Origin of the sequence: Sphingobium sp., assembly GCF_049304695.1 — a bacterium.
Classification (GTDB): Bacteria; Pseudomonadota; Alphaproteobacteria; order Sphingomonadales; family Sphingomonadaceae; genus Sphingobium.
Genome location: NZ_JBAQOK010000101.1, coordinates 1 through 9,137, shown reverse-complemented (window position 1 = coordinate 9,137; position 9,137 = coordinate 1). Strand labels below are relative to the sequence as shown.

Below are 9,137 nucleotides of genomic sequence, written 5' to 3'. Positions count from 1 at the left end.
TCGCTGAACGGCTTTGGCAAGTTCAAGGTGAAGGACACGCCTGCGCGCGAAGGCCGCAACCCTGCAACCGGCGCGACGATCCAGATCGCCGCTTCCAAGAAGCTGTCCTTCGCACCGGCCAAGGCCGTCAAGGACAAGCTGAACGGCTAATCCCTTTCGGGTTTACCGCGTACTCAGGAACGGGCGCTCCCTTGCATATAGGGCGCGCCCGTTTTTTGTTGGGTCGAGGTTGCGCCATCCCGTTCGAAGACGAATAACTGTGTCGCATCGCTAAATCACGGTTTGATCGCGGCGACAGATACGCTATCTGCTGACGTCATGCGCAATTCGATATCTCATTTTGTCCTTTCGGGCCTGACACTTGCTTTGAGTGGCGGTGCTGTTCCGGCGCTGGCGCAGGCCCCTGTTTCGATCCTGCCGCCGCAGATGTCGACGACCGTGCCACCGCCGGTCGTACCGACGGCACCGCTGCCCTTGCCCAAGCTCTCTTCGGCACAGACGGCGTTTCTGACCGAGTGGCTGGCGGGTGGTGCGGATCAGGGGCTGACCCAAGCGAAGGAGAAGGCTGCCGCGCCGAAGGGCGATGCTCTGGTACGGGCCGTGCTGGACCGCGCGAGCGCGCTGTATCGCGGGCGCGTCGACACTGCCGATTTTCTTGAGGTGTGGGCATTGCGTCCAGCCGCTTACGATCCCTTGCCCGGGCTGACCCAGGCTGCTCAGGCCGATCGGCTGGCACAGTGGACTGCCAGCCTGACACCGCGTTATGCGGGGTATGAAGCGCTGAAATCCGGCCTCGCAAAATACGAGGATATTCGCGACGCAGGCGGATGGCCTGTGTTGAGCGCGGAATCGACGCCGCAGGCGATCCGTGCGCGCTTGTCGATCGAAGACTCTTCGGTCACGCCGGACGAGCCGCTGACCGCCGCGATCCAGCGGGCACAGCGGCGCTATGGCCTCAATCCCGATGGCCGGATCGGCGGGCGGACGCTGGGCGAACTCAACGTGCCGGTGCGCGAGCGCATCGGATCGATCATGGCGAATATGGAGCGGTGGCGCTGGCTGCCGCGGTCGTTGCCCGTCAATCGTGTGCAAGTGAATATCGCCGCTGCGGTGCTGACGGTATTCGAAGGCGATGCGCCGGTGACATCCATGCGCGCTGTGACGGGCAGCCCGACCAACCAGACGCCGATGCTGACATCGAACATTCATTCCATCGTGGTCAATCCGCCCTGGAACGTGCCAAGCTCCATCGCCAAGCGCGAATTGTGGCCCAAGGGCCGCGCGGCGCTGGCACGGGAAGGCTACAAGATCGTCGGCACCCCCGAAACCGGCGAGCGCATCGTGCAGCCTGCTGGGCCCAACAGTGCGCTGGGTCGGTTGAAATTCGATTTCGACAATCCGTTCGCAGTGTATTTGCACGACACTCCCGCGCGCGCGAAGTTCGCAAGCTATGACCGATTGGCCAGCCATGGGTGCATCCGGCTGGAGAAGCCGGTGCCGCTCGCCGAATTGATGGTGCAGAGCGATCCCGCGCTGGCTGGACAGGTGCAGACCCTGATCGACAAGGGCAAGACGCAGCGCGTGCAATTGCCCAAGCAGGTCGCCGTCTATCTGCTGTACTGGACGGCTTTCGCCAGCAGCAACGGCACCATGAATTTCCGCGCCGATCCCTATGGCTGGGACAAGTTGCTGGCCGAAAAGATTGAATCCTCCAGCCGCCGCGCGGCGACCATAGCCATTGCATCGAAGGACTGACCCCATGCGTAAACTTGCTCTCATCGTTCTTGCCGGTGCGTTCGCGCTCAGCGCTTGCAACAGCAAGCCACCCGAAGAACCGCAGACGACCAACAACATGATGGAAGTGCCCGAGGAAGAGATCCCGGCCAACGAAGCCGAAACGCCGGTCGAAGTGCCCAACAACAGCGCGCCTGCAGTTGCGCCGCCGGTTGTCTCGCAGGATCAGCAGACGCTCGACGATGCGGACGCGACGGGCCTGACGGCGCGCCTGCCCGACGATTCTGTCGGTGTACCGACGAACCAGACACGCCAGACCGATTGAGTGGGTTCTTGGACCGTTAAGACATCGGCCCTATATTGGCAGTCATGAATCGTCGCGAATTCGCCAGATATGCTTTTGCCGGCGTCGGCTTTGCCGCGCTGTCGCCGTCCATGGCCGGTGCGGCCATCACGGAAGTGTTGAACGCTCTCCCGCCGCCAACCCCGCCGCCGTCGAAGGTTTTTCCGGCGGGGCTGGGTACGCGCTTCAGCCGTCAGTTGCTGGATCGTGCCAAGGCGGCCTTGGATGCGCATAAGGATGCGTTCGAACTGCGCGACCGCGTTGCGCTCGCCGATTTCAGCGAAGCATCCAAGGATTTGCGTTTCCATATCGTCGACCTGATCGGCGGTCAGACCAGTTCCTACCTCGTGGCGCATGGTCGTGGCTCCGATCCTGCACATTCGGGCTGGCTGCAGAGCTTCTCCAACGTCCCCGACTCTCTCGCCACCTCGGCTGGGACATACAAGACCGGCGAAATCTATCACGGGGTCCATGGGCAGGCGATGCGGTTGATCGGACTCGATCCGCTTAACAATAACGCCGAGATGCGCGCTATTGTGATCCACGGCGCGGATTACGTGACCGAGGAACATATCGCCAAATGGGGTAAGGTCGGGCGCAGCGAGGGCTGCCTTGCCTTGGCTCCGCATATGTTGCCGCAGGTGCTGGGCCTTCTGGGGCCGGGGCGGATGGTGTACGCGGATAAGGTTTAGGCGTGCGCGACGTTTTCGGCCTTCTCTTCCCTTCGAGTCTCCGTAAGTCGCAGCCTGATACGCCGACTATGTCCCGAGGACCGCAACGCACTTAGGGAATGGCTGGTGACGGCCCTCTTACGGTATTGCCATCCTGTATCGGACGTCCCGGCACCGCCTTCATGCCATCGCGGAAATCTCGACTATCAGGACGTCGGCCACGTCTTTATCCTGCGCGCGCGATGCGTTTGTCAGCAATGTTCGGAGCTGGGCGGCATTTACGGGCATCTGGGTCGAAACATAGAGACGGGAGAACTCGATTAGCTCCGCGACGAGTGCGGCGCGCAGCTTGGGCTCTCGTTCAGTTAGCCCTGCAAGAGCCACATCGCTGGCTGCCGACATCACCACCGACACGTGCAACGCCCCTTCGATACGATCGGAATTGATGATCGGCACTATGATCGGTTGCAAAGGGAGAAGCTTTGGCGGCGTTTCCCGCGCTACTGTTTCGCCAGCCGTGGCTGGAACAACTGACACAGCCAGGCTGGCTGCGGCAATCGATATAACAGCCTTTCTGATATTGATCTGCCCCCCGCTGAGTGGCCCAGAGACTATGATAGTCTGGACCACGAAGGGGACATTGAATGCCAAGCAAGAAGCACAAGCCGGAAGAGATCATCGGCAAGCTACGTGAAGTTGAGATCATATTGGCGCAGGGCGCGAGCACTGCCGAAGCGTGCCGTCGGATCGCGGTTAGCGAGCAGACCTATTACCGTTGGCGCAAGGAATATGGCGGTCTGAAGACCGACCAGGCGCGGCGAATGAAGGATCTGGAGAAGGAGAATCTGCGGCTTCGCCGGGCCATCTCCGACCTGACGCTGGACAAGCTGATATTGCAGGAGGCCGCACGGGGAAACTTCTGAGCCCCGCGCGGCGGCGACGCTGTATTGATCATGTGCGACGAGAGCTTCTGGTGTCCGAGCGACGGATCTGCCGGGTGCTGGGGCAGCATCGATCGACACAGCGCAAGGTGCCGCGCGGGGCGGATGACGAACAGGCGCTCACGGAGGATATCATCGCGCTGGCTAAACAATATGGTCGCTACGGCTATCGCCGGGTGACAGCATTACTGCGCCATGCGGGTTGGACGGTGAACCATAAGCGTGTCGAGCGGATTTGGCGGCGTGAAGGGCTCAAGATTCCGCAACGCCAGCAAAAGCGCGGACGTTTATGGCTCAACGACGGTTCATGCATCCGGCTGCGACCCGAGTATCCGGGGCACGTGTGGGCCTACGACTTCGTCGAGGGTCGGACGCACGATGGCCGCAAGTTCCGTATCCTGACCATTATCGACGAAGCCAGCAGGGAGTGCTTGGCGCTCATCGTCGCGCGACAGCTTAAGCATGAGGATGCGCTGGCCGCCTTGGCGGACCTGTTCATCACGCGTGGCCCACCAGCCAATATACGGTCAGACAATGGCAGTGAATTTATCGCGACTGCCGTCCAGAAATGGCTGGGGCAGATAGGCGTGAAGACGCTCTACATCGCGCCAGGATCACCATGGGAGAACGGGTACAATGAAAGCTTTAACGGGTCGCTTCGCGACGAACTGCTCAATGGCGAGATCTTCTACAGCCTCGCCGAGGCCAAAGTGCTGATCGAAGCGTGGCGGCGACATTACAACACCGTGCGCCCGCACAGCAGCCTGGGCTATCGACCACCGGCACCGGAAACGGCTTCACCGCCATATCCGGCCTCCGGTTCCGCTTCGCTCCACCTCCGCCCGGATATGGCGATGGTGAGCATAATCCACTAACAAACCAACCGGCCCACTCCGCGGGGGCAGATCAGTCTCTCGAAACCCCCTCGCACGTTGCACCAGACCCCGCTGTCTGTACCGCGATCAGTCAGTTCCTGGCGCTTGAGGCCAAGCTGCTGGACGAGAACCGGTACGAAGAATGGCTTGCTCTGCTGGACGAGGACATCGACTATCATGTTCCCATCCGGGTCAGCGACGACCGGCCAGACCGCCAGTCCGCCGCCAATCGCTATCGTTTGCGTGACAATATGATGCTGTTGAGCAAGCGGGTCGAACGGATGACAACCGGGCAGGCATGGGCGGAATCGCCCGCCTCGCGGACGGTGCGCGTCGTCGGTAGCGTGTTGGTCACGCCGACCGACCTGCCGGGCCGTTTCGAAGTCGACAGCGCGGTATTGATTTACCGCCAGCGCGCTCTGGACGAGGAGGCGGACATCATTCCGGTCCGACGTCAGGATGTCGTGTTGCATGAAGATGGCCGGTGTCGGCTGTTGAAGCGCACGGCCCTGCTGCCGTGGATCGCGCTGCGCACGCCCAATCTGGCTATCTTCCTCTAGCCATGGCGCTGATCGAGAGCATCGATCCGGCGTCACTGCCTCCGGCCGAGCGCGGGATGCTGGAAGGGGGCGGGCCAATCTCGCTGCTGGGCGCGTTAGCGAACAGTGCCGGGGCCTTGGCGGCACAGGGCGTGCTGTCGGCGCAGGTCGGACGGCATAGCCTGCTGGACGCACGCCTGCGTGAACTGGCGATCCTTCAGGTCGCCCGGTCGCTGCGATGCCACTATGTCTTCGTCCATCATGTCGATCGCGCGCTAAGTGGTGGTGCGACGCCGGAGGAAGTTCGTGCGATCGCCAGTGGCTGGACCGCCCGCTCCGGTACGGATGAGGGCACACTGGCGGTGCTCGCCTTCGCGCGCAATGCGGCTTTTGGGATGTGCCCTTCCGACGCCGTGACAAGGCGGCTGCGCGACACGCTGCCTGCGGACCAACGCACCGACCTGCTGATCGCTACGACATTCTACGGGATGGTCGCCCGGCAATGCCAGGTTCTGGGGCTGGAGATAGAGCCTGCACTCGCCGGGATTGCCGAGGCCTATCCCTTTTCCGACATATGAAAGGACTGTTCCCATGATGATCCGGCCGCCCGCAGAAGATGGGCTGATGATTATTCCGCAAACCGACCATTCTCGTCTGGTCGGCCAACTCGCGGCGCATTGGGGCAATGACCGTTTCGCGGCCCCGACCCCCTATGATTCGGTCGTCCGCGCGGCGATGTTCCATGATTTCGGCTGGCTGCGGTACGAAACCAGCCCGGCCTTCAACGAGGCCACTGGCGGAACGCCTGACTTTATCCACGCCAGCGTGGATCGGTTCGAACTGGAAAGCTATCAGTGGACGCATGAATGGCTGCTTGAGCAAGATCCCTATGCCGGGCTGATCGCCAATATGCATCGGACAGGCATCTGGCGCGGTCGATATGATGCGATCACGCATCCGCCGCATCCAACCTTTTCTAACCTTGGGCCGGACATAGAAGCGTTCATTGCCAGGAACGAGCAGCAGCAGCAACAGGCGCTGGCGGCAGTCGACCAGGCCGTGTTCCGTACCAATTTCCGGCTGATGCAGGTGTGGGATATTCTGGGCATCTATTTCTGCTGCCAGGAGCCGTACCCCGACTATATAGAACCGGTGCCCGCCAGCTATGAGGACAAGGACGGGGAGGGCGTCCGCATCACTCTCACTCCGCTTAGCTCAACGCGGGTTCGCTTCGATCCTTTCCCGTTCGATGAGGACGGACAGCAGGTGCAGATATCGTACAAGCATCTGCCCCGTTCGAAATGGCCGGATGCCGAAACCTTCCGCAAGGAATATTTCAAAGCGCCGACTAGGATCATCAATCTGGAACTGTGCGCATGAACGCGCACAGCGGCCCTAGCCTCAACGGCGTCTGATATGGCGACACTACATATCGTTGATGCCAACGGGCGCGCCATCGTGGTGGAAGCCGGGCAGGGCCAGACCGTGATGCAGATCGTTCGCGAGTCCGGCGCCTCCGGTATGGAGGCTTTATGCGGTGGCGGCTGTTCCTGCGCGACCTGCCACGTTTATGTCGCCCCTGCCTTCGCCGATCTTTTGCACGCGATCGGCGAGGATGAGGACGCCCTGCTGGACTGCTCGGATCATCGGGCGACGACGTCGCGGCTTGCGTGCCAGATCGTTTTCGACGCCTGTATGGACGGGATGTCGGTGACCGTGGCGCCGGCGGACTGAGATGCGCGCCACGATGCCGAAATATGCGATCGACACGCCCGATCGGGCCGAACGCGATGCTCAATATCGAGTAACGGACAGCGTGGCACCCGGCGTGTTTGAGGCAGCAATAGCGCGCTATGCAGAGCTGTCCGAACAGGTGCGACGGCAACTGCCTGGCGAGCTTGGCATCGTTTACGATGCATCGTCGGGTTCCACGCTGGACCTGTTCCGGGCCTCGGATGACGCGCCGCTGCTGGTCTTCTTCCATGGCGGCTACTGGCGGATGCTCTCCAGTCGGGAGTCCGCGTTTATGGCGCGGACTTTCGTGGCGCAGGGCGTATCGGTCGCGGTCGTAGACTATCAACTGGCACCCTCCGTCACTCTGGCGGAGATCGTGCGGCAAGCCCGCGCGGCTATCATGTGGCTTGCAGGGGAGGGGGCGGATTACGGTCTCCGTCCGAACGGCATCTGGGTCACAGGCAGCTCCGCAGGCGGGCACCTCGCGGCGATGTGCGCAGCTTCCGATGGACATTCCGCCCGGCATGTGCGCGGCATCATGCCGGTGAGCGGGCTGTTCGACCTGAGCCCGCTGGCGAACAGCTTCATCAACGACTGGCTCAAGCTGGACGCGAATGCTGCCGTACAGCTCAGCCCCTGTCACTTGCCGCCGCCGCTTTGCCCGGTCTTGCTAGCTTGGGGCGAGCAGGAGCCGGAGGTCTTCAAAGGACAGTCCCGTGCCTATCGTGATCGCCTGGTCGCTGCTGGCGTAGATACTAGCTACCTCGAAATCTCCGGCCGCAACCATTTCGACGTCGTCCTCGATCTGGCGGACGGATCGAGCCTGCTCACCGAGCGATTTATGTCCTTCATTCTCGGCGACGCCGCGCGCGTCGTCCCCCACAGGAGTTCAGCATCATGACTTCGGCCTCCTATTTTGCGCCGCGCCGACTGGGCCATGTCAACCTCTGGGTCGATGACCTAGCCGCGTCGGAGAGCTTTTACCGGGACGTATCGGGGCTGCGCGTCGAATTCACCGAGCCCGATCTGGTGGCCACGTTTCTGGGGACGGGTCACACTCCGCATGATCTCGGGATGATCGAGGTGACGCGGGGCAAGGACCGTTTCGGCCGGAACGGCATCCTTCAGCTTCCGGGCACGATCGGGCTGAGCCCCGGCCTCAACCATCTGGCATGGGAGCTGGAGAATGAGGCGGCGCTGGTGACTGCCTTTAAGCAACTGAGAAAGGATGGGATTGAGACTGACCTGACCGTGGATCATCAGGTCGCCCATAGCGTCTATATCTTCGACCCGGATGGCAATTATAACGAATATTATTGCGACACGATCCGCGACTGGCGATCCGTACTGGGCGGGCCGATGGAATTGTTGACCGAATTTTGGGACCCGATGACAGCCGAGGGATCGACCGAGCAACTGTTCGAGACAGCGCCGACGCTGCTGACTACGCCCGGGGCGCCCGTCAATCCGTGGCGCGTGACGCATTCGGTTCTCAGGACCGCCGACATCGAGCAACTGACGCAATTCTACACGCGCATCGGCGGTCTGGCGGTCGTCGCAAGTCACGAAGCCTTTGGGTGGAAAGTGACCTATCTACGGGCCACGCTTGATACCTATCCGCATTGCCTGATTTTGCTGGAGGCGCCGGATAAAGGCTATGGGCGGGCCTGTTTCGAACTTGAATCGGAGGCGGGACTCGAAGTTGCGAAAGCAAATCTCGCCGCGAAAGGCGTTCCTGTGCTGGCCTCGGTCGACCTGCCGTGGAAGACGGCGATATTTCTGGAGGATCCTGACGGATTGGTCAGCGAATATTATGTCCGGCGCGACGCCGTGTTCGATCCCGCGATGACCAGCCCGGCTTGGCTCGAGTTCGCCGTTTAGGGCCTTTCCCGAACGACCGCATCGTGCTTAAATCGGCGCGATCTGGCGAAGGCATGGACCAGTCTGACAATCAGGGTAACGCGAATAAGGACCGTATTTGACTATAGAGATGATTCAGCTTCGTCTTTTCATCGAAGTGGTGACAGCCGGGAGCATTTCGGCTGCCGCGCGGCGCGCCAACATCGTCCAGTCGGCGCTTAGTCGCCGGATGCAGTTACTCGAATTCGCAGTGGGGGTACCTCTATTCACGCGTCATCCAGGCGGGATGGCCCTTACCGAAGCAGGAAAAACACTCCAAGCGCATGCCGAACTGATATTGGCAAACTATGCGGCAATGGAGGAAGATTTTGACCTCCTGCGCGACATGCCCTCGAGCGAAGTCAAGCTGGGTTTTGCCAAGAGCCTCTCGACTCTGATCC

At 61.4% G+C, this 9,137-nt stretch carries 13 protein-coding genes; 12 read left to right on the top strand and 1 reads right to left on the bottom strand.

Annotated elements, in window-relative coordinates; genetic code table 11:
- From WA070_RS21330 to WA070_RS21315, 4 genes are all read left to right on the top strand, one after another.
- A partial coding sequence (locus WA070_RS21330; RefSeq protein ID WP_422635914.1) for an HU family DNA-binding protein occupies nucleotides 1-150 on the top strand: 150 nt, incomplete at its 5' end.
- A gap of 168 nt (nucleotides 151-318) precedes the next feature.
- Entirely contained in the window at nucleotides 319-1,755 is a 1,437-nt protein-coding gene (locus WA070_RS21325) for a L,D-transpeptidase family protein (protein ID WP_422635912.1), read from the top strand.
- 4 nt (nucleotides 1,756-1,759) lie between these two features.
- Nucleotides 1,760-2,059 carry a hypothetical protein gene (locus WA070_RS21320; RefSeq protein ID WP_230189042.1) on the top strand — a complete coding sequence of 100 codons (300 nt, stop codon included), beginning with the start codon at nucleotides 1,760-1,762 and terminating at the stop codon, nucleotides 2,057-2,059.
- Between the two features lie 44 nt (nucleotides 2,060-2,103).
- The gene (locus tag WA070_RS21315; RefSeq protein WP_230189041.1) at nucleotides 2,104-2,769 is read left to right on the top strand and encodes a murein L,D-transpeptidase catalytic domain family protein; all 666 of its coding nucleotides are present in this window, start codon (nucleotides 2,104-2,106) and stop codon (nucleotides 2,767-2,769) included.
- 159 nt (nucleotides 2,770-2,928) lie between these two features.
- On the opposite strand, the gene WA070_RS21310 is transcribed toward WA070_RS21315, so the two are convergent.
- Nucleotides 2,929-3,204 carry a hypothetical protein gene (locus WA070_RS21310; RefSeq protein ID WP_422635911.1) on the bottom strand — a complete coding sequence of 92 codons (276 nt, stop codon included), beginning with the start codon at nucleotides 3,202-3,204 and terminating at the stop codon, nucleotides 2,929-2,931.
- Between the two features lie 188 nt (nucleotides 3,205-3,392).
- On the opposite strand from WA070_RS21310, the gene WA070_RS21305 reads away from it, so the two are divergent.
- From WA070_RS21305 to WA070_RS21270, 8 genes are all read left to right on the top strand, one after another.
- Nucleotides 3,393-4,564, top strand: a protein-coding gene (locus tag WA070_RS21305; protein WP_422635910.1) for an IS3 family transposase whose coding sequence is annotated in 2 segments (ribosomal slippage) — nucleotides 3,393-3,657 and nucleotides 3,657-4,564 — 1,173 coding nt in all. Because the reading frame shifts where the segments join, the coding sequence is not laid out codon by codon here.
- Nucleotides 4,495-5,124, top strand: a complete 630-nt coding sequence (locus WA070_RS21300; protein ID WP_422635913.1) for an aromatic-ring-hydroxylating dioxygenase subunit beta — start codon at nucleotides 4,495-4,497, stop codon at nucleotides 5,122-5,124. Before WA070_RS21305 ends, WA070_RS21300 begins: the two co-directional genes overlap by 70 nt.
- A gap of 2 nt (nucleotides 5,125-5,126) precedes the next feature.
- Nucleotides 5,127-5,681: a carboxymuconolactone decarboxylase family protein gene (locus WA070_RS21295; protein ID WP_230190595.1), complete on the top strand. Its 555-nt coding sequence runs from the start codon at nucleotides 5,127-5,129 to the stop codon at nucleotides 5,679-5,681.
- A gap of 13 nt (nucleotides 5,682-5,694) precedes the next feature.
- Nucleotides 5,695-6,483 carry a DUF3891 family protein gene (locus tag WA070_RS21290; RefSeq protein WP_230190594.1) on the top strand — a complete coding sequence of 263 codons (789 nt, stop codon included), beginning with the start codon at nucleotides 5,695-5,697 and terminating at the stop codon, nucleotides 6,481-6,483.
- Nucleotides 6,484-6,519: 36 nt separating this feature from the next.
- The gene (locus tag WA070_RS21285) at nucleotides 6,520-6,837 is read left to right on the top strand and encodes a 2Fe-2S iron-sulfur cluster-binding protein (protein ID WP_230190593.1); all 318 of its coding nucleotides are present in this window, start codon (nucleotides 6,520-6,522) and stop codon (nucleotides 6,835-6,837) included.
- Between the two features lies 1 nt (nucleotide 6,838).
- The gene (locus WA070_RS21280; protein ID WP_422635909.1) at nucleotides 6,839-7,738 is read left to right on the top strand and encodes an alpha/beta hydrolase; all 900 of its coding nucleotides are present in this window, start codon (nucleotides 6,839-6,841) and stop codon (nucleotides 7,736-7,738) included.
- The gene (locus WA070_RS21275) at nucleotides 7,735-8,718 is read left to right on the top strand and encodes a VOC family protein (protein ID WP_230190591.1); all 984 of its coding nucleotides are present in this window, start codon (nucleotides 7,735-7,737) and stop codon (nucleotides 8,716-8,718) included. Before WA070_RS21280 ends, WA070_RS21275 begins: the two co-directional genes overlap by 4 nt.
- A 97-nt stretch (nucleotides 8,719-8,815) precedes the next feature.
- Nucleotides 8,816-9,137: LysR family transcriptional regulator (locus tag WA070_RS21270; protein WP_422635908.1), on the top strand; the 322-nt coding region annotated here is incomplete at its 3' end.

Coding starts and splice junctions, on each gene's coding strand:
- WA070_RS21325 (WP_422635912.1), top strand. CDS start 319: ATGCGCAATTCGATATCTCATTTTGTCCTTTCGGGCCTGACACTTGCT.
- WA070_RS21320 (WP_230189042.1), top strand. CDS start 1,760: ATGCGTAAACTTGCTCTCATCGTTCTTGCCGGTGCGTTCGCGCTCAGC.
- WA070_RS21315 (WP_230189041.1), top strand. CDS start 2,104: ATGAATCGTCGCGAATTCGCCAGATATGCTTTTGCCGGCGTCGGCTTT.
- WA070_RS21295 (WP_230190595.1), top strand. CDS start 5,127: ATGGCGCTGATCGAGAGCATCGATCCGGCGTCACTGCCTCCGGCCGAG.
- WA070_RS21290 (WP_230190594.1), top strand. CDS start 5,695: ATGATGATCCGGCCGCCCGCAGAAGATGGGCTGATGATTATTCCGCAA.
- WA070_RS21285 (WP_230190593.1), top strand. CDS start 6,520: ATGGCGACACTACATATCGTTGATGCCAACGGGCGCGCCATCGTGGTG.
- WA070_RS21280 (WP_422635909.1), top strand. CDS start 6,839: ATGCGCGCCACGATGCCGAAATATGCGATCGACACGCCCGATCGGGCC.
- WA070_RS21275 (WP_230190591.1), top strand. CDS start 7,735: ATGACTTCGGCCTCCTATTTTGCGCCGCGCCGACTGGGCCATGTCAAC.